This window comes from Paenibacillus sp. RC334 (assembly GCF_030034735.1).
GTDB classification, from domain to species: domain Bacteria; phylum Bacillota; class Bacilli; order Paenibacillales; family Paenibacillaceae; genus Paenibacillus; species Paenibacillus terrae_A.
On the sequence record NZ_CP125370.1, the window covers coordinates 4,679,992 to 4,700,807 of the forward strand.

Annotated in this window: 14 protein-coding genes, 15 tRNA genes, 2 rRNA genes and 1 pseudogene; 6 read left to right on the plus strand and 26 right to left on the minus strand. The window is 44.3% G+C overall.

The window, feature by feature from the left end:
* Positions 1–65: 65 nt before the first annotated feature.
* From QMK20_RS21555 to QMK20_RS21590, 8 genes are all read right to left on the minus strand, one after another.
* Positions 66–1,103 carry an aldo/keto reductase gene (locus QMK20_RS21555; protein WP_283653250.1) on the minus strand — a complete coding sequence of 346 codons (1,038 nt, stop codon included), beginning with the start codon at positions 1,101–1,103 and terminating at the stop codon, positions 66–68.
* 639 nt (positions 1,104–1,742) lie between these two features.
* Positions 1,743–3,473 carry a phosphoenolpyruvate--protein phosphotransferase gene (ptsP, locus tag QMK20_RS21560; RefSeq protein WP_283653251.1) on the minus strand — a complete coding sequence of 577 codons (1,731 nt, stop codon included), beginning with the start codon at positions 3,471–3,473 and terminating at the stop codon, positions 1,743–1,745.
* Positions 3,473–3,739, minus strand: a complete 267-nt coding sequence (locus tag QMK20_RS21565) for a phosphocarrier protein HPr (RefSeq protein WP_283653252.1) — start codon at positions 3,737–3,739, stop codon at positions 3,473–3,475. Before QMK20_RS21565 ends, ptsP begins: the two co-directional genes overlap by 1 nt.
* 51 nt (positions 3,740–3,790) lie before the next feature.
* Positions 3,791–4,378 carry a DUF6198 family protein gene (locus QMK20_RS21570; protein ID WP_283653253.1) on the minus strand — a complete coding sequence of 196 codons (588 nt, stop codon included), beginning with the start codon at positions 4,376–4,378 and terminating at the stop codon, positions 3,791–3,793.
* A gap of 50 nt (positions 4,379–4,428) precedes the next feature.
* The gene (locus QMK20_RS21575) at positions 4,429–5,868 is read right to left on the minus strand and encodes a glycoside hydrolase family 1 protein (RefSeq protein ID WP_283653254.1); all 1,440 of its coding nucleotides are present in this window, start codon (positions 5,866–5,868) and stop codon (positions 4,429–4,431) included.
* Positions 5,869–5,886: 18 nt separating this feature from the next.
* The gene (locus QMK20_RS21580) at positions 5,887–6,234 is read right to left on the minus strand and encodes a PTS lactose/cellobiose transporter subunit IIA (RefSeq protein ID WP_283653255.1); all 348 of its coding nucleotides are present in this window, start codon (positions 6,232–6,234) and stop codon (positions 5,887–5,889) included.
* Positions 6,235–6,254: 20 nt separating this feature from the next.
* Entirely contained in the window at positions 6,255–7,484 is a 1,230-nt protein-coding gene (locus tag QMK20_RS21585) for a PTS sugar transporter subunit IIC (RefSeq protein ID WP_283653256.1), read from the minus strand.
* Positions 7,485–7,500: 16 nt separating this feature from the next.
* Positions 7,501–7,809 (minus strand): PTS sugar transporter subunit IIB, encoded by a 309-nt coding sequence (locus tag QMK20_RS21590; protein ID WP_283656326.1) that lies wholly within the window; start codon positions 7,807–7,809, stop codon positions 7,501–7,503.
* A 158-nt stretch (positions 7,810–7,967) separates the two neighbouring features.
* Here QMK20_RS21590 and QMK20_RS21595 point away from each other — a divergent pair, with 158 nt between their 5' ends.
* The 6 genes and pseudogenes from QMK20_RS21595 to QMK20_RS21620 all read left to right on the plus strand — a co-directional run bounded on the left by QMK20_RS21595 (position 7,968) and on the right by QMK20_RS21620 (position 12,938).
* On the plus strand, positions 7,968–9,875 hold the full coding sequence (locus tag QMK20_RS21595) for a BglG family transcription antiterminator (protein ID WP_283653257.1): 1,908 nt from the start codon (positions 7,968–7,970) through the stop codon (positions 9,873–9,875).
* Between the two features lie 74 nt (positions 9,876–9,949).
* Positions 9,950–10,534: a TetR/AcrR family transcriptional regulator gene (locus QMK20_RS21600; RefSeq protein ID WP_283653258.1), complete on the plus strand. Its 585-nt coding sequence runs from the start codon at positions 9,950–9,952 to the stop codon at positions 10,532–10,534.
* A 107-nt stretch (positions 10,535–10,641) separates the two neighbouring features.
* Positions 10,642–10,982 (plus strand): annotated as a pseudogene (locus tag QMK20_RS21605) (DMT family transporter).
* Position 10,983: 1 nt separating this feature from the next.
* On the plus strand, positions 10,984–11,298 hold the full coding sequence (locus tag QMK20_RS21610; RefSeq protein ID WP_283653259.1) for a DMT family transporter: 315 nt from the start codon (positions 10,984–10,986) through the stop codon (positions 11,296–11,298).
* 948 nt (positions 11,299–12,246) lie between these two features.
* The gene (locus tag QMK20_RS21615) at positions 12,247–12,612 is read left to right on the plus strand and encodes a site-specific integrase (RefSeq protein WP_283653260.1); all 366 of its coding nucleotides are present in this window, start codon (positions 12,247–12,249) and stop codon (positions 12,610–12,612) included.
* The gene (locus QMK20_RS21620; protein WP_283656327.1) at positions 12,558–12,938 is read left to right on the plus strand and encodes a tyrosine-type recombinase/integrase; all 381 of its coding nucleotides are present in this window, start codon (positions 12,558–12,560) and stop codon (positions 12,936–12,938) included. Before QMK20_RS21615 ends, QMK20_RS21620 begins: the two co-directional genes overlap by 55 nt.
* 45 nt (positions 12,939–12,983) lie before the next feature.
* Here the strand turns inward: QMK20_RS21620 and QMK20_RS21625 are convergent.
* The 18 genes from QMK20_RS21625 to QMK20_RS21710 form a co-directional block, all read right to left on the minus strand.
* A tRNA-Leu gene (locus QMK20_RS21625) sits at positions 12,984–13,065 on the minus strand.
* Positions 13,066–13,076: 11 nt separating this feature from the next.
* Positions 13,077–13,151 (minus strand) — tRNA-Cys (locus tag QMK20_RS21630).
* A 12-nt stretch (positions 13,152–13,163) separates the two neighbouring features.
* Positions 13,164–13,235, minus strand: a tRNA-Gly gene (locus QMK20_RS21635).
* Positions 13,236–13,242: 7 nt separating this feature from the next.
* Positions 13,243–13,317 (minus strand) — tRNA-Gln (locus QMK20_RS21640).
* Positions 13,318–13,329: 12 nt separating this feature from the next.
* A tRNA-His gene (locus QMK20_RS21645) sits at positions 13,330–13,402 on the minus strand.
* Between the two features lie 19 nt (positions 13,403–13,421).
* Positions 13,422–13,495, minus strand: a tRNA-Trp gene (locus QMK20_RS21650).
* A gap of 7 nt (positions 13,496–13,502) precedes the next feature.
* A tRNA-Tyr gene (locus QMK20_RS21655) sits at positions 13,503–13,588 on the minus strand.
* A gap of 5 nt (positions 13,589–13,593) precedes the next feature.
* Positions 13,594–13,669 (minus strand) — tRNA-Thr (locus tag QMK20_RS21660).
* Between the two features lie 22 nt (positions 13,670–13,691).
* Positions 13,692–13,764, minus strand: a tRNA-Phe gene (locus QMK20_RS21665).
* 39 nt (positions 13,765–13,803) lie between these two features.
* Positions 13,804–13,880, minus strand: a tRNA-Asp gene (locus QMK20_RS21670).
* Between the two features lie 25 nt (positions 13,881–13,905).
* Positions 13,906–13,979: transfer RNA gene (locus QMK20_RS21675), tRNA-Met, on the minus strand.
* 27 nt (positions 13,980–14,006) lie between these two features.
* Positions 14,007–14,082: transfer RNA gene (locus QMK20_RS21680), tRNA-Val, on the minus strand.
* A 69-nt stretch (positions 14,083–14,151) separates the two neighbouring features.
* A tRNA-Glu gene (locus QMK20_RS21685) sits at positions 14,152–14,223 on the minus strand.
* Positions 14,224–14,240: 17 nt separating this feature from the next.
* A tRNA-Ser gene (locus QMK20_RS21690) sits at positions 14,241–14,332 on the minus strand.
* Positions 14,333–14,335: 3 nt separating this feature from the next.
* A tRNA-Asn gene (locus QMK20_RS21695) sits at positions 14,336–14,411 on the minus strand.
* 67 nt (positions 14,412–14,478) lie between these two features.
* A 23S ribosomal RNA gene (locus tag QMK20_RS21700) occupies positions 14,479–17,406 on the minus strand.
* Between the two features lie 404 nt (positions 17,407–17,810).
* Positions 17,811–19,368 (minus strand): 16S ribosomal RNA (locus QMK20_RS21705).
* Together the 16S and 23S rRNA genes with 15 tRNA genes alongside form the textbook arrangement of a ribosomal RNA operon.
* 497 nt (positions 19,369–19,865) lie before the next feature.
* Positions 19,866–20,744 carry a nucleotidyltransferase-like protein gene (locus tag QMK20_RS21710; RefSeq protein WP_283653261.1) on the minus strand — a complete coding sequence of 293 codons (879 nt, stop codon included), beginning with the start codon at positions 20,742–20,744 and terminating at the stop codon, positions 19,866–19,868.
* Positions 20,745–20,816 lie beyond the last annotated feature (72 nt).

Consider the following 20,816-nt stretch of genomic DNA (forward strand, 5'->3'; position numbering starts at 1 on the left):
CTAAAACTTGCTCTCTTCCATAAAATTATTCCCTTTTTGCTGCTTTCAAATGTTCCATGACGTGTTTACCCATTGATTCTACGCTTGTCTGCTTGTAACCAATCGGGGGTCCATCCTTTTTCCATCGCATCCAGGGTCACTCCTGGCGGAACAATCGCATCTATCGCATCAAGTACATCACTGCTCAATCGAACGTCACTGCCCTTTAAAGTTTCCCGGAGCTGCTCGATCGTTCTAGCCCCAATGATGGCTGAAGTTATGGAAGGATGAGATTGTGTAAAGGCCATGGCCAGATGCGGTAAAGTTAACCCCGCTTCATCTGCAAGTGTTTGAAGCTTTGCTATGATTTCAAACTTGGTCCGGTTTTCTTCCCGATTAGGGTCGACAACAGATTTTAAGCTTCCCGCAAAGGTGGCTGCTCTTGAATCGGAGGAGTATGATTCCCCAAATCGGTATTTACCAGTTAATAGACCACCCGAAAGTGGACTCCAAACCAAAACGCCCATTCCGTATTTTGCTGTGGCAGCAAGCAAATCGAATTCGATACTTCGGTTTAAAATGGAATACGGGGATTGCTCAGAGACAAAACGTGCTGCATTTTTACGTTCGCTAGTCCATTGAGCTTCTGTTACTTGCCATGCTTGAAAGTTCGATGTGCCAATGTAGCGAATCTTCCCTTCTCTAACCAGATCCGTAAGCGCATCAAGAGTTTCTTCAATATCGGTGTTAACATCAGGCAGGTGTAGTTGATACAAATCGATATAATCGGTTTGAAGTCTTCGTAAACTATCCTCTACTGCTCGTTTGATCCAATATTTCGAGCTACCAGATTGATTGGGTCCACTGCCCATGGGAAAACCACCTTTAGTGGCCAAAAGGATATCCTCCCTGCGTCCTTTTAACAGTTCACCTAAAATTTCTTCTGCTTGACCACTTGAATAGACATCGGCTGTATCGATCAGGTTGACTCCTGCAGCCAGAGCTTCATCCAGAATGGGTTCACACTCTTTCTTCGTGTTGTTTCCCCAAAAACCAAATGTACCTGTACCTAATACAAAACTGCTTACTTTAAGACCTGTACTGCCTAATACACGATATTCCATCTTCACCCATTCCCCTCTGCTCGTTAATATTTAAACGAAAAATTTTTTCAGTACGGCAACCTCATTAATTTTCTTTTACAAACCGATTAACTAGATATTAAATTGAATAAAGGTTCCTCCTTGTTTAATACTCCTGCAAAATTAAAGAATGATCATTCTAAAAAGAATCGAGGTAGCCATTACATGTAGGGGGCAACTGTGTGCTCTTTAAATTCTTCACTTCTTGCCGTTGCATTTCCCTAGCTTGCATCATCAGTATAACATATCTAGAACGCTCGGTAAAGAAATGGTTTTTTATAGTGCTTTGTTCATCAACTAGACTCCGGCCAAAAAAAAGACACTGACTTTAGGCTGGTGTACTTCCTTGTTTCGCAGATTGTATTAGCCTTAAGGCAACGTCACTTGAAGATGTAGATTTATCTTTTTCCCGACTTTCTGCCATATGCATAATAAAGCTTCTTCCAATCCATTGGCAAAAACAGTTGCTCCATGGTATATTCCGTGTACAAAAAAAGCGAGTCCTTTGTAAAAGGTTGCTCGACACTTCCATTTTACCAAGGACTGGCTTCTTTTTGTGTTACATTTTTTTTGAAGTGGGCCGTCCCTCATTCATTTATGACTTTTGAGACAGCCCCGTCTTCATAAGGAGTATTCGATATAAAATGTCTTCTTTACATACTCGACGACCTCTTCCGAGGTTTTCAGGGAAAGAACGGCCTCTTTTATGCTTTTTGCCTGTTCTCCGGTCAGATCTCTGAGTTGCGTACGTACCGGAAGGATCGAGGTTGCGCTCATGGAGAACTCATCGAGTCCCAAGCCAAGCAATATAGGAACGGCCAGTGGATCGCCAGCCATTTCTCCACACATCCCAACCCACTTTCCTTCTTTGTGCGCTGCGTCAATAACCATTGAAATCAGCCGTAAAACCGCCGGGTTGAAGGGTTGATACAAGTAGGATACGCGTTCATTCATACGATCGACAGCCATAGTATATTGGATCAAATCATTGGTTCCGATGCTAAAGAAGTCAACCTCTTTGGCAAATAGATCAGCCATAACGGCCGTAGACGGTATTTCCACCATCATGCCGATTTCAATTTGCTCTGCTACTTTTACTCCTCTTTCCGCAAGCTTTTCTTGTTCTTCCATAAGAATAGTTTTTGCTTCCCTAAATTCAGATAATGTTGCAATCATCGGGAACATGATTTTCAAGTTTCCATAGACACTCGCACGTAACAAAGCGCGTAATTGCGTGCGGAAAATGTCCTGTTCTTCCAAGCATAAACGAATCGCCCTAAAGCCTAAAAACGGGTTCATTTCTTTGGGTAGTTTCAAGTAAGGCAGTTCTTTATCGCCACCGATGTCCAACGTACGGACAACCACCGGCTTCCCTTGCATTTTTTCCAAAACGGTTTTATAAGCGACAAACTGCTCATCCTCTGTCGGAAGCCTGTCTTTTCCCATGTAGAGAAACTCTGTACGGTAAAGCCCAACCGCTTCTCCTCCATTTTCCAACACACTTTTAACATCAGCCGGTGTACCAATGTTTGCGGCCAGTTCGACATGCACGCCATCTTTAGTTACCGTCGGCTCATGAACTAAATTCGCCCACTGTGCTTTTTGCGCTTCGTATTTTACTTTTTTCGCTTCATATTGAGCAATGACTTCTGATGATGGGTCAATGATGACTTCACCTTCCAAACCATCAACAATAACCACTACGCCGTTTTCAATCCTTGAAATAGCTTGTTTTGTTCCGACTACAGCCGGGATTTCCATGGAGCGGGCCATGATCGCCGAATGGGAAGTACGGCCACCGATATCCGTCGTAAACCCTTTCACATATCGGCGATTTAGCTGTGCGGTATCTGATGGTGTCAAATCCTCAGCGATGATGACGACTTCCTCGGAAATCAGGCTTGGATCGGGAATTTGCACCTCTAACAAATGCGCAGTCACCCGTTTCATTACATCGCGGATGTCTTTGGCGCGTTCCTGCATATATTCGTTTTCCATCGATTCAAGCATGGAAATAAACCTGTGGGCTGATTCTTTTAAGGCATATTCCGCATTTACGCCTTCCATACTTATGTTTTCGAAAACCGGATTTAATAGTTCCGGGTCATTTAACACCAATAACTGAGCAGCAAGAATTTCTGCTTTATCGGCGCCAAGCTCACAGTTTACGTATTCCGTAATTTTTTCAAGCTCTGCTTTTGACCGGCTGATGGCTTGCTCCAATCGCTGTTTTTCAGCTTCCTTGTCAATGACATTGTTCTTTAAAATTTGAAGCTCCAGTTCCTCCAGACGATAGGCTTTGGCGATCGCTATACCGGCTGACGCGCCGATTCCCTTTAAGCGATTCCCCATTACTCACCAAGCCCCTCGTTTTTCAATATTTCTTCAATCCCATGGATCGCCTTATCCGCATCGGAACCAACAGCAACAATTCGAAATTGTGCTCCTTGAGGAATACCCAGAGACATAACACCCACAATCGATTTCAAGTTGACACATCTGCCATTATATTCGATATTTAGCTCTGCATTATATTTGCTTGCGGCTTGAACCAGGATTGAAGCCGGCCGCGTGTGTATACCAACCTCATCAATAACTGTAAATGTTTTTTCCGTCATAGTCTCCTCTTTCTATATAAGTTGAATCTTTGGCGTAACTTGCGCTTTTTTTCAATTCACCTTATACAATCTTCCTAATTTCAATAGCATTTTTTCTAGCAGCATGGTTCCCGGTCCGGTTAAAGCAAACGCTATAACCGTTCCGATACCCACGATCCCCCCGAAAAAGAATCCGGCGCTTAAAAAGACGGCATCTACGCCGATTCTGCCGATATCATACCTTAATCCGAATTTTGACTCCGTATATCGCAATATAGCGTCTAAGGCATACATGCCGTTGCCAAAATTCATCAACAACACATAAGTGATGGAGAAACAAAAGTTAGCCAGGATGACAATGACGATTTTTATGAATAACGATAAATTAGACAGCTCCATATTGGCAATAAACGGATGAATCCAATTAATCAAGGGTCCTATCAAAAAGGAATACATAATGGAAGAAAAACCAATTGATTTATGATTTAACAAAAGACCCGCAGCCAGAAAAACAATACTTACGCAAAAGCTTGCAAGACCGACACTAACTCCGAGACTTTTATGCAATCCATCCAATAAAACCGTTAATGTATCGGATCCTATATTGCACTCGATAAATAAATTGACGGCTATAGCGCTTAACAAGGTGGCAACGGCCACAATAACCAATCGACCGCTAAATTTCGCAAAAGACGGGTATTTACACAACCTCAATCCAGATTTTCTCCATTAGAAGCGATCACTTTTTGCATCCAGTAAAAGCTGTCTTTCCGGAAGCGCTTTTTACTGCCCTTGCCGTAATCATCCTGATCCACGTAAATAAATCCGTAGCGTTTGCTCATTTCCGAGGATGAACAACTAACGATATCAATCGGTCCCCAAGCATAATAGCCTCTTAGATCCACCCCATCCTTAATGGCTTCTTTCATTTGCTCGATATGAGTCCGATAATAGTCAACCCGATAAGGATCATGGATCGAATTATTCTCTTCTAATTTGTCATGGTAGCCAACCCCATTTTCCGTGATATAAATAGGACATTGATACCGGTCATAAAACAGGTTAAGCAAGGTGCGAAGACCAATCGGATCAATCGTCCATCCCCATGAATTGGCCGGAAGTTCAAAATTGCGGTAAGGTCCTGTCTTGTTTTTCAAACTTTCTTCATCAAAAATGCGAGTATAGTAGTAGGAAAATGACATAAAGTCAGCCGTATTTCTCAATGCTTCTTCGTCGCCTTCCGCGAATTCAACGGTAATATTGTTGTCGTGGAAATAACGGAAAGCATAGCCAGGATAATATCCGCGCATTAACACATCGGAGAAAAAGTACTCCATTTGATTATTGCGCACGGTGGCGAATACATCTTCCGGTTTGCTGGTAGCCGGATAGGACGGTCCCCCGCAGAGCATCATCCCGATTTGCAAGTTGGAATCCAGGTTTTTGGCATACTTCGTGACCAAACCGCAAGCTACCATTTCATTATGCACACCTTGATATTTGGCGGAAGCTAAATCATCTACTACATCTTCCGCAATGCCCAGATGGTTAAAGGATTCATGAACAATCAAATTGATTTGATTAATAACAATCCAATATTTCACCTTTTTATGGTACCGATCAAGAATCACTTTGCTAAAGCGGACAAAAAACTCGATCATTTCTCTGGAGTACCAACCTTTATAAGCCAAGGTCAAATGCAGCGGCATTTCGTAATGGGACAGGGTGATCATTGGCTCCATCCCGTTCGCTATAATTTCGTCGATCAGGTTATCATAAAATTTCAAACCTTCTTCATTCGGCTGCTCTTCGTCACCGTTCGGAAAAATTCTTGTCCAATTGATCGAGGTGCGAAAGGTTTTGAGTCCAAGTTCGCTCAACAATTTCAAGTCTTCTTTATAAGAATGATAGAAATCGATTCCCCAACGTTTTGGAAAAATTCGCTCTTCATTTTGCATAGCTTCCTTAATATAGTCCATAGTCAGTTCTGTATTGTACTTTTTATCTAAAGGAATTTCATCCGTATATTCATTAATATCCGCTACGCTTAACCCTTTTCCGTTCACATTGTAAGCGCCTTCTGCCTGATTAGCAGCGATAGCTCCTCCCCATAAAAAATCGGCTGGAAATCCTGATGGAATATTTTTCATTTTTATTACTTCCTCCCTTTATTTATTGGTCATTTCTAATTGGGTCAGCCTCTGATTAAAACTCTCAAAAATATCGATTAACCGCTTGGCAATATTAATTTCACTATAGACCGTCATGAGCGTGTCTTGCGCATGGGCAAATAAAACCGAGTACTCTCCATTTGCTCCTTCTGTTTCTTTTTGGATGCAATTCGTTTGCACGCGATGAGCGATCACAATTTCCGCGTTGGCTAATTTCATCTTTTCCTTAGCGCCGTCAAAGTCGCTTTTTTCAATATCCTTTAAGGCATCCGTACAATGCTTTCTTGCTTCCCCTGCGTGCAAAATGATTTGCATCGCCTCTTGAGCTACTTGTTCCGAAGTCATAATAAAATCTCCTTAACAGATTAATTGGTTTGCGGCAATTCTTTTTCAAGTTCTTGTTTTTCGTAGGTTTTGAAAAATGGGTACCAAATCAGCGTAGCTACCCCGACGCAGATTAGCATCAAAATAATGCCTGTGATCGTTCCTGTCGTAATCCACGTGGAGATTGGAAAAGGAGCATACCACAGATCGAAGATCACTTTCGGGATGGAGCCGAAAGGAATGACTTTGGTCCCGATCCAAACGATCGCCGGCAAGATGATCCCCGTGATCCACATCGGCAGCATCAATATGGGGTTCCATACGATCGAACCGAATACCAAAGGCTCGTTGATATTAAAGATGGAAGGGACTAAACTTGCGCGTCCCAGCGCTTTTAGCTTGGTGCTTTTAGAGAAGACATGCATAATAACCAGGGGTAACGTACAGCCTACGCCGCCTACAAACAAGTATGCCGAAAAAATCGTTTCGGCCGTTACGAGATTATGCGCCCCCATGGTCGCGTTTGAGGTAATGGCCGCCAGAAAAATCGGTTTGGTGACAGGGGTTAACACCCAACTGGAGATCCCCATGGAATATAAGAAACAGTATAAAAATATAATCAGGATGAATCCCCAAGGCGTCTCTACCACGTTGGCCAACGGCATAAAAATATTTAAAATGATGTTGTATATATCAACATGAACGATATCGACCAACACCCAAGCCATAACCAAAGTGATACCGATGGGAAGCATGGAATCAAACCAGGCTCTGACAAAGTCCGGGATGACGGAATCTTCCTTGAAAAAAGAGAATTTTCCGAAAAGACTCATGATATATCCGGTGAAAAGAGCGGCGATGATGGCAACGAACATACCTCCGGTTCCCAAAGAACTATGGGAAAAGCCAACCGCACCGTCTTTGACGACCTGGGGAGTAATGATGATCAAGAAAACAATCAAACTGGTGCAACCGGCGATAAACCGCTGCTTTCTTAACTTCTTTTTCTCCATCAAATTGAACGGAATCAGGAAAGAAACCAAGAGCGAAAGCATGCCCATCGTCCATCCGAACGGAACCCAAAAATTAGGGTAGTTTTTGATTTGATAGACATCGCCGGGGATGGTGAGCAGGCAAAATACCGATCCCAGAAGAATGAAAGGCAATAGTTGCATGACGGAATCCTTGAGCGTGACGATCCATACATTGTTATTGACTTTATTCATCTTCGGAGAGAAGTCGTTTTTCAGCCATTCCATTAATTTGTTCATTTTCCTTATCCCCTTTTTAGCTGTTCAACTCATTCAGCATATCATCCAAAGCCGCTTCCCCATCCAAAGTGGAATAATAAGAAGGCTTCATTAAGAGCACTTTGACATCTGTATCTTTGGTAAGCTCGTTGATATCATCCATAATATATGCTAAATGTGGACCGACTAATAAAGCATCAATATCATGAATGTAATTTTCGATTTCCGCTTCCCCTCTGGCTTTGATGTCCATGTTCAAGTTTCTTTTTTTAGCGGCTTTGCGAATATTGGCAGCCATAAAGCCGGAGCTTGCTCCGGATCCGCAAACTAACAACACGTTTAACATTTCTTTTGTATTTCCCATGGTAATCCTCCTTGCTTTTATTTATAATGATTTGACAGCGCTATCTTTGTTACAACCAAACTATAATACAAACCCCAAAACGGGCTCAAATAAAAAAATGCACCCCTAGGGTGCAACATTTTAAAGCGAGGGATCATACCATGAAAACGCAGTATATTGATTTGATTCAATATTTAATCTCATATAACAATGAATGGATTTCATCGCAAAGTTTGGCGGACAAATATGATGTGTCCAAACGGACCATCAAATCTTATATAAGTGAGATTAATGCAATTCACCACGGGTTAATCCTATCTTCGAATAAAGGTTATAAGGTCAATACCGATCAAGTAAATAGGTTTCTAACCAGTGAACAAAAAGCAATCCCGCAAACCCAATCCGAAAGAATGGCGTATATTCTGAAAAAACTGGTGCAAACCAATGAGCCCATTTATATTTACGATTTAAGCGACGCTCTGTTTATCAGTGAGTCAACACTGAGACTGGATTTAAAGCTTATTAAAGAAAAGCTTACTAAAAACAACTTGGAATTGAGTTTGGTTAAGGAGCATCTAGGTTTACGAGGCAAAGAAAAGGACAAGCGCAAATTAATGAGTAGTATTTTGTACGAGGAGGCCAACGGAAGTTTTATTGATATCGATAAAATCAAAAGATTTTATCGGGATTTAAATGTGGATTATATTCGGGAAGCTGTCATTGAAACCTTTTCTTCCCATCACTTTTTTACCAATGATTTTTATTTAACCAATGTGGTCATCCATATTACCATTGCTCTGGACAGAATGAAACATGATTTTCAGTTTTTAAATAAGACTGTGAATTATACTACCAACAACACTACTTATTTAATCGCCAAAGAAATTGCCTTAAAATTGGAGTCTTATTTTCAAGTACAATATTCAGAAGACGAAATCGCTGATTTAGCGATCTTAATTTCATGCAATGGAACAAACGTTAACTTTACCCAAACCGAAATTAGTGACCTGGAACGTATTGCCGGAACAGATTGTATTGATTTGGTCAGTGAAATCGCAACCGACTTGGATAAATATTACTACATCAACATTATTGATGCAGATTTTATTATGCGTTTTACGCTGCATATTAAAAATCTTTTAATGAGATTAAAAAATCATTATTCGACGAAAAATCCATTAACGAATACGATCAAAAGAGAATGCCCACTCATTTATGATTGCGCCGTTCATGCTTCGCATGTGATTAAAGAAAAAACCGGCTATAGAATTAGCGATGATGAAATTGCTTATCTAGCTTTTCACCTGGGGTATGCCATTGATTTGCAGCGGCAAACGAACGTAAAAATCTCATGCACGGTACTGTTTCCACTTTACTACAGTATGAATGTGCAAATGATCAATAAATTACAGCAGTATTTTAGCGACGATATTTCGATTCATTCGATTGTAACCGATGAGAGCGATTTGAAATACGCAACAAGCGATTTTATTATTTCTTCCGTCCAATTACACAAAATTCCTGAAGTCCCTTATGTTGTGATAACTCCGTTTTTTGTTGAAAGCGACCTAAAAAAAGTATCGAACAAACTATTTGAATTAAAAGAGCAAAAAAAGAAAAATCAATTTAAGCTTTATTTAAAATCTTTTTTGGACGAAAGACATTTCTGCAACTCCACGGAAAGATGCGAGAAAGAAGACGTTTTACGTTTTATCTGTCACATCATGAACCGGGATGGTTATACGGACGAAGATTTTTTCGCCAAAATTATGGAACGGGAAGCGATGTCCTCTACCGCGTTCGGACAAGTTGCTATTCCTCATGCGATCAAAATGGAATCCCGCAAAACGGGCATGTTCATTTATTTGAATCCGAATGGCATCAAATGGGATAATTTTAACGTGAAAATTGTATTATTAATCACCGTCAGCGGGGAGGATCGAAAAATATTCCGCGACGTATTCGATGCACTCGCCACTATATTGACGGACGATAAACATGTGAATCTGTTATCTTCCGTTCATAGCTTCGATCATTTTATCAATCAATTAATCACCTGCTGGGAATAATTTTTCGACAGTATTACCACATTCTCGTATAATGAATGATAATCATTCACATTCAAGTAGGAGGGTAATGAATATTGGCAAATTTCTCTGATGGGAAATACAATCTCATTTTAAACGCGGCTATTGAGGTCATTACGGAAAAAGGATATGATAAGACGGCCATTTCAGATATCGTAAAAAAAGCAGGCGTTGCACAAGGAACGTTTTATTTATATTTCTCATCCAAAAAAGCGTTAATCCCAGCGATTGCAGATAATCTTCTGACCATTACTTTTAGTAAAATCAAAGAAAAAGCACAAGATAAAGAAAGCTTTTGGGAGGTGCTGGATATTGTAATAAACGAAACCTTCAACATAACCGATTCATACAAAGAAATCCTTGTCCTTTGTTACTCAGGTCTTGCTATCGATCATTCCCTGGAAAAATGGGAAGCAATCTATTCTCCTTATTATACTTGGCTTGAGGACATATTATTGAAAGCCATTAACAATAATGAGATCATCAGTGACCTTCATGCAAAATGGACTGCCAAACTTATCATAAATCTGATTGAAAATGCTGCCGAACGATTTTACATTGGCCTTGAACAAGAAGAACCCCTGAACGTATTTAAGACTCGGGTATTTAATTTCATAAAAAGATCATTATGGAGAACATGAAAAAGAGTACTGGAAAATCTGCATTTATTTTTTTGAAATAATATGACTGATGTTCATTCATTAATAGTCTGGTGACTTTTGTGAATTTCGGAAAGGAAAAATGGTCTATGAATAAGGGTTGGATTTTTGTCATTTTAACTTCTCTATTCGAATTATTTTGGGTTTTTGGATTTAATGTTGCCAACACTTGGTGGCACTGGATTATCATCATTACTATTATTATCAACAGTTTCTTTCAAAAGCATGTGAGTCATTGCCGACAGGTACCGTTTATGCCATTTTTGCAGCAGCAGGTACGGTAGGTACGGCTCTAATGGACATTATTATTTTTGAAGCGGAATTCAGTGTTGCAAAAGGTCTGTTTATGGGGATCCTGGTCATTGGAGTTATTGCATTGAAACTATTCGATAATAAGCCAGAATCTAGATCAGCAAAAGGAGCTCGTTGATATGGGTTGGCTATTCGTATTTATTGCTGCTCTATTGGAACTTATTGGAGTCATCGGTTTAAAAAAATTCAGCCAAAGGAAATCCATTTTGAACATACTGATGTTCTTTGGTGGATTTGGAGGTGCTCTTGCTTTTCTATACGCTTCCTTTAACTATCTTCAACTCAGCATTGCCTATGCTGTTTGGATTGGAATAGGAACTTTAGCTGCCGTTCTAGTAAACATGTTTTTTTTCAATGAATCAAAAAGCATTGGGCGCATTATAAGCATCATTATCATTGTTGTTGGTGTTGTTGGACTCAAAGCAGTTTCATAATGCCTGCAAAGCTGTATAAGCCATTTACAGCCCGGTTTATTTAAGGTTTATTATCAAAAAAGAGAATCAAATGCCGTCTCTTTCTCAGCTCGTGTACGGGAAAGTTTTTCTGAGGAAGGAATGCAGCGGTTTAAGCCTACCTCTCTGCCCCTAATAACAGAAGAAAACCCTAACAATCATCTGGCCCATTTCATTCACTTGTTTAAGCCAGAGAAGATGGGAAACGTGTATGTTCTGGAAGGAAATGAACTTTATATGACGGAGGAATTGAATCTGGACTACAACATAATTGTTATGGATTGCAGAGTTTTTGGAAAATAGCGCATTCAGGAAAACTTCGCAGGGGCGGATATTCACCTTCTCTGCGGATCTGCCATGCCCTATGAGGTGGCAAGATTTTATCGGGCAGTAGAGCAATGTAAGAGTCTCTCAGTGTGGTCCTTGGATTGTTTAACCCGCATGTAAATGATAAGGTTTATCGAAATTTGCTCGAAACTTAGATCATCGGCTGAAAAGATAGCGAATGAACGAATAATAGCAAGTAGGTGTCAATCATCTATGAACCAAGAGTATTTTGTCGCCGTGACTAAGAGGACAAGATTAGAACCAGACGGTTTGCTTAGGGACCGCTACTCCTAACATTGCGTCTTTTTTGACATAGCACCGAGAGTCCCCATTTATCCGCATAGATATGTTGCATTTCTGCCCCTTTTTAACCACAGGGTACGGCTTTGTCAATACATGCCACGACCAGAATTATCATATCCATTAAAGGCTACCTCTTCTTATTTGATATAGACGGGCAAAGCACAATTCGAACTAGGGATCGAGCTTTTGCAAAGCTATCCCTTACCTCTTGGCTATGGCGCCATCAATATTAAACAGAATACGAGCGGCCTTCTCCTTCTAAGATTTACTAGCTTCTATCTACTAAGAGTATAGCTATTATTGGCAGGTAATAAAACATCCAAAAACAAAGCCGAAATCTTGCTCCAGGAAGCCAGAAAGAATTATCACATGGAAGAACAGGCACTCGCGGAAGAAACCGAAAAAAATGCTGTAAAAGCAACAGAGGCTGTTCTGCTCTTTTCGGTTATAAGGGGCAAAAAAATTGAGCTAGCTGTGATACTTGCGGCTTTTTACGGACTAAGGAGAAGCGAAATCGTTGGACTTAAATGGTCAGCCGTTGATTTAACCAATCGCACATTACAATCAAACATACGGTTACATCTGGCAACCTCAATGGGAAGTACATTGAAATCGAGAAGGATCGAACAAAGAACAAAGCCAGTCGTCGAACCCTACCGCTGGTAGATACCTTTTATGAGCTTCTGGTTCGCATGAAGGAGCAACAAGAAGCCAATCGCTTATCTTACGGCAACGCTTACTGCACCGATTACCTGGAATATATTTATGTGGACGCATTAGGAGAACGCATCAAGCCGGGTTACCTGACACAGCAATTCCCGTATTTTCTGGAGAAGCACAGCTTCAGACGTATTCGATTCCACGATCTTCGGCATAGCTACGCCAGTCTATTGTTAGCCAGCAGTGTGGGCATGAAGGAAGTTCAGGAATGGCTGGGCCATAGCGATTATTCAACCACAGCCAATAAAATGAATGAGGTCATAAAAATATAAAAAAAGCTCATTAGAAAAATCTAATGAACTATCACGAGTTTTGATTGGTACCGGCGAGAGGACTCGAACCTCCACGGTTTCCCACTCGATTTTGAGTCGAGCGCGTCTGCCATTCCGCCACGCCGGCATATTCAATTATGGAGGCGCCACCCAGATTTGAACTGGGGAATAAAGCTTTTGCAGAGCTTTGCCTTACCACTTGGCTATGGCGCCAGAGTATTACAAAGCGGACGACGGGAATCGAACCCGCGACCCTCGCCTTGGCAAGGCGATGCTCTACCGCTGAGCCACGTCCGCATTAAGATGGCTGGGGATATAGGATTTGAACCTATGCATGACGGAGTCAAAGTCCGTTGCCTTACCGCTTGGCTAATCCCCATTAAAGGTAAAGGGCGACCGATGGGGCTTGAACCCACGAATGCCGGAGTCACAGTCCGGTGCGTTAACCACTTCGCCACGATCGCCGCAAAGACAAAAAAAATTTGGCAGGGGCAGCAGGAATTGAACCCACACCAACGGTTTTGGAGACCGTTGTTCTACCTTTAAACTATGCCCCTATAAAACTGGTGGAGGATGATGGATTCGAACCACCGAACCCGTAAGGGAGCAGATTTACAGTCTGATGCGTTTGGCCACTTCGCTAATCCTCCAAAAATGGTGCCGGCGAGAGGACTTGAACCCCCAACCTACTGATTACAAGTCAGTTGCTCTACCAGTTGAGCTACACCGGCACATAAATTATTCAATTAAGAGTGGCTCGGGACGGAATCGAACCGCCGACACGAGGATTTTCAGTCCTCTGCTCTACCGACTGAGCTACCGAGCCTTATTCTAAGCCTCTTCGACAAACATTGTATTACTAAAATGGCGGAACTGACGGGATTCGAACCCGCGATCTCCTGCGTGACAGGCAGGCATGTTAGGCCTCTACACCACAGTTCCAAGGGTATTTCCTAAGGGAAATTAATTGCGGGGACAGGATTTGAACCTGTGACCTTCGGGTTATGAGCCCGACGAGCTACCGAACTGCTCCACCCCGCGACAATAATAAGTATTCAATTTTCCAAGTGGTGGAGGCTGAGGGGCTCGAACCCCCGACCCTCTGCTTGTAAGGCAGATGCTCTCCCAGCTGAGCTAAGCCTCCACAACGCAACACTTCACATATTATACCATTACAAGCTTTTTATTTCAAGCTCTTTTATAAAATAGTTAATGACCCGTAGGGGAATCGAACCCCTGTTACCTCCGTGAAAGGGAGGTGTCTTAACCGCTTGACCAACGGGCCACACAATAAATAATATCTGGCGGAGAGAGAGGGATTCGAACCCTCGAGACGCTTTTGGCGCCTACACGATTTCCAATCGTGCTCCTTCGGCCAACTCGGACACCTCTCCATATGGCTCCCCGAACAGGACTCGAACCTGTGACAACTCGATTAACAGTCGAGTGCTCTACCAACTGAGCTATCAGGGAATAATAATCATTTATTCAAGGTTACACCCTGAAAACTGGATCCGAAACTCCATTGCGTCCTATACTTTAGGATAAGCCCTCGACCGATTAGTATTGGTCAGCTCCATGCATTACTGCACTTCCACCCCCAACCTATCTACCTCGTCGTCTTCAAGGGGTCTTACTAATTGGGAAATCTCATCTTGAGGGGGGCTTCACGCTTAGATGCTTTCAGCGCTTATCCCTTCCGTACATAGCTACCCAGCGGTGCTCCTGGCGGAACAACTGGTACACCAGCGGTACGTCCATCCCGGTCCTCTCGTACTAAGGACAGCTCCTCTCAAATTTCCTACGCCCACGACAGATAGGGACCGAACTGTCTCACGACGTTCTGAACCCAGCTCGCGTACCGCTTTAATGGGCGAACAGCCCAACCCTTGGGACCTACTTCAGCCCCAGGATGCGATGAGCCGACATCGAGGTGCCAAACCTCCCCGTCGATGTGGACTCTTGGGGGAGATAAGCCTGTTATCCCCAGGGTAGCTTTTATCCGTTGAGCGATGGCCCTTCCATGCGGTACCACCGGATCACTAAGCCCGACTTTCGTCCCTGCTCGACTTGTAGGTCTCGCAGTCAAGCTCCCTTCTGCCTTTGCACTCTTCGAATGATTTCCAACCATTCTGAGGGAACCTTGGGGCGCCTCCGTTACTCTTTAGGAGGCGACCGCCCCAGTCAAACTGCCCACCTGACACTGTCCTCGTACCGGGTCACGGTACCAAGTTAGAACCTAGATACGATCAGGGTGGTATCCCAAGGATGCCTCCTCTCAAGCTGGCGCTCAAGTCTCTTAGGCTCCCACCTATCCTGTACAGATCGTACCCAAATTCAATATCAAGCTGCAGTAAAGCTCCATGGGGTCTTTCCGTCTTGTCGCGGGTAACCTGCATCTTCACAGGTATTAAAATTTCACCGGATCTCTCGTTGAGACAGCGCCCAAGTCGTTACGCCATTCGTGCGGGTCAGAATTTACCTGACAAGGAATTTCGCTACCTTAGGACCGTTATAGTTACGGCCGCCGTTTACTGGGGCTTCGGTTCATAGCTTCGCCCTAAAAGGACTTACCACTCCCCTTAACCTTCCAGCACCGGGCAGGCGTCAGCCCGTATACTTCGCCTTGCGGCTTCGCACAGACCTGTGTTTTTGCTAAACAGTCGCTTGGGCCTTTTCACTGCGGCCCCCTCGGGCTATTCACCCTACCGAGGCACCCCTTCTCCCGAAGTTACGGGGTCATTTTGCCGAGTTCCTTAACGAGAGTTCTTCCGCGCGCCTTAGAATTCTCTTCTCGCCTACCTGTGTCGGTTTGCGGTACGGGCACCTTCTCCTGGCTAGAGGCTTTTCTTGGCAGTCTGAGATCATGACCTTCGCTACTATAATTTTCGCTCCCCATCACAGCCCAGCCTTACGATGTGCGGATTTGCCTACACACCAGCCTCACTGCTTAGACGGACATCCATCAGTCCGCGTCACTACCCTACTGCGTCACCCCATCGCTCATAACGGATTACGGTGGTACAGGAATTTCGACCTGTTGTCCTTCGACTACGCCTATCGGCCTCGCCTTAGGTCCCGACTTACCCTGAGCGGACGAACCTTCCTCAGGAACCCTTAGGCTTTCGGCGGATCTGATTCTCACAGATCTTTTCGTTACTCATACCGGCATTCTCACTTGAATGCAGTCCAGCGCTCCTTACGGTACACCTTCAACCCGCATTCAACGCTCCCCTACCCCTGATGCAAAGCATCAAGCCATAGCTTCGGTGGCGTGTTTAGCCCCGTTACATTTTCGGCGCAGAGTCACTCGACCAGTGAGCTATTACGCACTCTTTCAATGGTGGCTGCTTCTAAGCCAACATCCTGGTTGTCTGTGCAACTCCACATCCTTTCCCACTTAACACACACTTGGGGACCTTAGCTGATGGTCTGGGCTGTTTCCCTTTCGACAATGGATCTTAGCACTCACTGTCTGACTCCCGGAACCAAGTCTATGGCATTCGGAGTTTGACTGAGCTTGGTAACCCTTGCGGGCCCCGCACCCAATCAGTGCTCTACCTCCACGACTCTTATTCCGAGGCTAGCCCTAAAGCTATTTCGGGGAGAACCAGCTATCTCCGGGTTCGATTGGAATTTCTCCGCTACCCCCACCTCATCCCCGCATTTTTCAACATGCGTGGGTTCGGGCCTCCAGTGCGTGTTACCGCACCTTCACCCTGGACAGGGGTAGATCACCCGGTTTCGGGTCTACGTCCACGTACTAACTCGCCCTATTCAGACTCGCTTTCGCTGCGGCTTCAGCTCTTCACCTTAACCTTGCACGGGAACGTAACTCGCCGGTTCATTCTACAAAAGGCACGCCATCACCCATAGATCGGGCTCTGACTTCTTGTAAGCACACGGTTTCAGGATCTATTTCACTCCCCTTCCGGGGTGCTTTTCACCTTTCCCTCACGGTACTGCTTCACTATCGGTCGCCAGGGAGTATTTAGCCTTGGCAGATGGTCCTGCCGGATTCATACGGGGTTTCACGTGCCCCGCACTACTCGGGATCCGTCTCGGAGGGAACAAGTTTTGAACTACAGGGCTTTTACCTTCTCTGGCGGGCCTTTCCAGACCTCTTCATCTAACCGGTTCCTTTGTAACTCCATGTGAGACGTCCCACAACCCCAAGGAGCAAGCTCCTTGGTTTGGGCTAATCCGCGTTCGCTCGCCGCTACTGACGGAATCACTATTGTTTTCTCTTCCTCAGGGTACTTAGATGTTTCAGTTCCCCTGGTATGCCTCTGTTCTGCCTATGTATTCAGCAGAAAGTGACTGTCGATGAAGACAGCCGGGTTTCCCCATTCGGACATCCCCGGATCAAAGCTTGCTTACAGCTCCCCGAGGCTTTATCGTTGTTCGCCACGTCCTTCGTCGGCTCCTGGCGCCTAGGCATCCTCCGTGTGCTCTTTGTAGCTTAACCTAGACTTTTCTTTCACAGAAAGAAAATGTCGATGTTCAATAAAGAATGATTTTTGCCAAAGGCAAAAGATCTTTCCTTACCTGCTACCTTTATTTCACTTGTTTACACAAGATCAGCGTAAAGGAATATTCTAAAACGCAATTTCGTTTCGGTATCCAGTTTTCAAGGTGCAATACAGTTTCATCGAAACTGTAGCCTGTGTGAATATCGGTCCAACTTAACCGAGTGGATGATATTCATGCAGTATATTGAGAGTTTGAGCTCTCAAAACTGAGCAACGAGTGAGTCGCTTTGGATATCCATTTCATTCACACAGATGTGATGAACCGAATTGAATATCCGTTCGCAGGTACATTGTACCTGCTGATTTGAATGTTTCCGTTGCAGGAAACGATTCTCCATAGAAAGGAGGTGATCCAGCCGCACCTTCCGATACGGCTACCTTGTTACGACTTCACCCCAATCATCTACCCCACCTTCGGCGGCTGGCTCCCTTGCGGGTTACCCCACCGACTTCGGGTGTTGTAAACTCTCGTGGTGTGACGGGCGGTGTGTACAAGACCCGGGAACGTATTCACCGCGGCATGCTGATCCGCGATTACTAGCAATTCCGACTTCATGCAGGCGAGTTGCAGCCTGCAATCCGAACTGAGACCGGCTTTTCTAGGATTCGCTCCAGATCGCTCTTTCGCTTCCCGTTGTACCGGCCATTGTAGTACGTGTGTAGCCCAGGTCATAAGGGGCATGATGATTTGACGTCATCCCCACCTTCCTCCGGTTTGTCACCGGCAGTCTGCTTAGAGTGCCCAGCTTGACCTGCTGGCAACTAAGCATAAGGGTTGCGCTCGTTGCGGGACTTAACCCAACATCTCACGACACGAGCTGACGACAACCATGCACCACCTGTCTCCTCTGTCCCGAAGGAAAGCCATATCTCTACAGCGATCAGAGGGATGTCAAGACCTGGTAAGGTTCTTCGCGTTGCTTCGAATTAAACCACATACTCCACTGCTTGTGCGGGTCCCCGTCAATTCCTTTGAGTTTCAGTCTTGCGACCGTACTCCCCAGGCGGAATGCTTAATGTGTTAACTTCGGCACCAAGGGTATCGAAACCCCTAACACCTAGCATTCATCGTTTACGGCGTGGACTACCAGGGTATCTAATCCTGTTTGCTCCCCACGCTTTCGCGCCTCAGCGTCAGTTACAGCCCAGAGAGTCGCCTTCGCCACTGGTGTTCCTCCACATATCTACGCATTTCACCGCTACACGTGGAATTCCACTCTCCTCTTCTGCACTCAAGCTCCCCAGTTTCCAGTGCGACCCGAAGTTGAGCCTCGGGATTAAACACCAGACTTAAAGAGCCGCCTGCGCGCGCTTTACGCCCAATAATTCCGGACAACGCTTGCCCCCTACGTATTACCGCGGCTGCTGGCACGTAGTTAGCCGGGGCTTTCTTCTCAGGTACCGTCACTCTTGTAGCAGTTACTCTACAAGACGTTCTTCCCTGGCAACAGAGCTTTACGATCCGAAAACCTTCATCACTCACGCGGCGTTGCTCCGTCAGGCTTTCGCCCATTGCGGAAGATTCCCTACTGCTGCCTCCCGTAGGAGTCTGGGCCGTGTCTCAGTCCCAGTGTGGCCGATCACCCTCTCAGGTCGGCTACGCATCGTCGCCTTGGTAGGCCTTTACCCCACCAACTAGCTAATGCGCCGCAGGCCCATCCATCAGTGACAGATTGCTCCGTCTTTCCTCCTCTCCCCATGCAGGGAAAGGATGTATCCGGTATTAGCTACCGTTTCCGGTAGTTATCCCAGTCTCATGGGCAGGTTGCCTACGTGTTACTCACCCGTCCGCCGCTAGGTTGTTTTAAAAGCAAGCTTTTAAAACAACCCCGCTCGACTTGCATGTATTAGGCACGCCGCCAGCGTTCGTCCTGAGCCAGGATCAAACTCTCCATTAAAGACCAACCGAAGCTGGTTTATAGAAAGAGCGATATGCTCATTTTGAAACTGACGAGATAAAATATCTCATTGTTCGCTTCCATTTTATACAGCCTGACGGCATGTACCAAAATCTCAGCGTTGGATTTTGCAAGCAAAATCCGTACTCACTCGTTGTTCAGTTTTCAAAGATCAAACCTACATTTTGTCTTGCTTCGTTTCACCACCGCGTCTCAGCGGCGACTTAAATAATGTAACACATAACCTCATTTTACGTCAAGCATTTTTTTAAAATTTATTTTCATGCTTGTTTGCAACATATTTATCCTGCTGTAAACAGGTCTAAATTATTCATGCTGCTTAATGGGGCGAGTTATAACTTAGCATATCTTTTATAAACTCGTCAACCTTTAACGACAATTTTTATGTTTTGAGCGTCAATGTGACTCTATTACGAATAAAAAAGGAAGAAAAACCCGTTTTAACGGACCTTCCTCCCGCTGATTCGATGTATCAATTAAATAAGGGAATAACGTAATTCACTATGGTGTCCGCGATTCCTGAGATTCCCGCCAGCCGATTCCCTGATCAATGAGCGGTATACGAGCTTACGTAGCACTACGGTAAGATCCAGTTGGAGATTTTTTAGCTCAGGATGATTGATAAGCTCATCTATGGACCAGGGCTCCCGTCTGCTGCCTAAAATGCGGAATAGCGGTGCTGAGCACCCCTCCATTTTAGACATCACTGAAAATTCGCAAGCAAGCAGCACAAGCTCAACCCGCTGCTCAAGAGTTTCCGTACTTAACGTGAGTTCGTTGTACAGCTTGTAGATCGTTCGATCCAACGGCTGTGTCTGAACCCACAAGTGAACCGTCGGATAAATCCCCCGCTCAATAAGCTCAATGGATGCCCAATGATCCAACGCCTTCAGAATACTCTGATGAGCATCAATAATCCGACCTTCTCGCATCGCTCTTTTACCATGAACGTAATTAGCCAGAAAACGGGCGAACTCATGAAATTGCTTTTGCTCCCGTAACGGGCCGTTGAATTCAATAATTTCCCGCCTTAAAAGACTGACCCTTTCATCCCGCTCCCATATGATGTGGCCTTCCAGTAAATAATCTATTATGATGGCATGTTCACCGGCGATAATCCACCCTTTCAGACAATCCAGTGTTGCGTACAACACCTGACACCTTAAGCCATTAATCAGTAAATGCTGAATGGAACGGGCTGGCTTCCGGCTTTCTCCAATAATTAGAATGAGTTCATCAAAATCGTACAGCATGGCTCCATGAAAATATTCGCTCGGCTTTCTATACAAAATAATGCCGATCGAATCTTCCTGCAACAATTCATCATACATCAAGCTTAATTTGGTTAGCTGCACTTCTCCCTCCATACCTGTAAGGCGGCCATTACCGCTAAATTTGGATATATGTGAACATTTCTACATAAAAAA

Coding starts and splice junctions, on each gene's coding strand:
- QMK20_RS21580 (WP_283653255.1), bottom strand. CDS start 6,234: ATGACTTCGGAACAAGTAGCTCAAGAGGCGATGCAAATCATTTTGCAC.
- QMK20_RS21565 (WP_283653252.1), bottom strand. CDS start 3,739: ATGACGGAAAAAACATTTACAGTTATTGATGAGGTTGGTATACACACG.
- QMK20_RS21595 (WP_283653257.1), top strand. CDS start 7,968: ATGAAAACGCAGTATATTGATTTGATTCAATATTTAATCTCATATAAC.
- QMK20_RS21590 (WP_283656326.1), bottom strand. CDS start 7,809: ATGTTAAACGTGTTGTTAGTTTGCGGATCCGGAGCAAGCTCCGGCTTT.
- ptsP (WP_283653251.1), bottom strand. CDS start 3,473: ATGGGGAATCGCTTAAAGGGAATCGGCGCGTCAGCCGGTATAGCGATC.
- QMK20_RS21610 (WP_283653259.1), top strand. CDS start 10,984: ATGGGTTGGCTATTCGTATTTATTGCTGCTCTATTGGAACTTATTGGA.
- QMK20_RS21555 (WP_283653250.1), bottom strand. CDS start 1,103: ATGGAATATCGTGTATTAGGCAGTACAGGTCTTAAAGTAAGCAGTTTT.
- QMK20_RS21575 (WP_283653254.1), bottom strand. CDS start 5,868: ATGAAAAATATTCCATCAGGATTTCCAGCCGATTTTTTATGGGGAGGA.
- QMK20_RS21585 (WP_283653256.1), bottom strand. CDS start 7,484: ATGAACAAATTAATGGAATGGCTGAAAAACGACTTCTCTCCGAAGATG.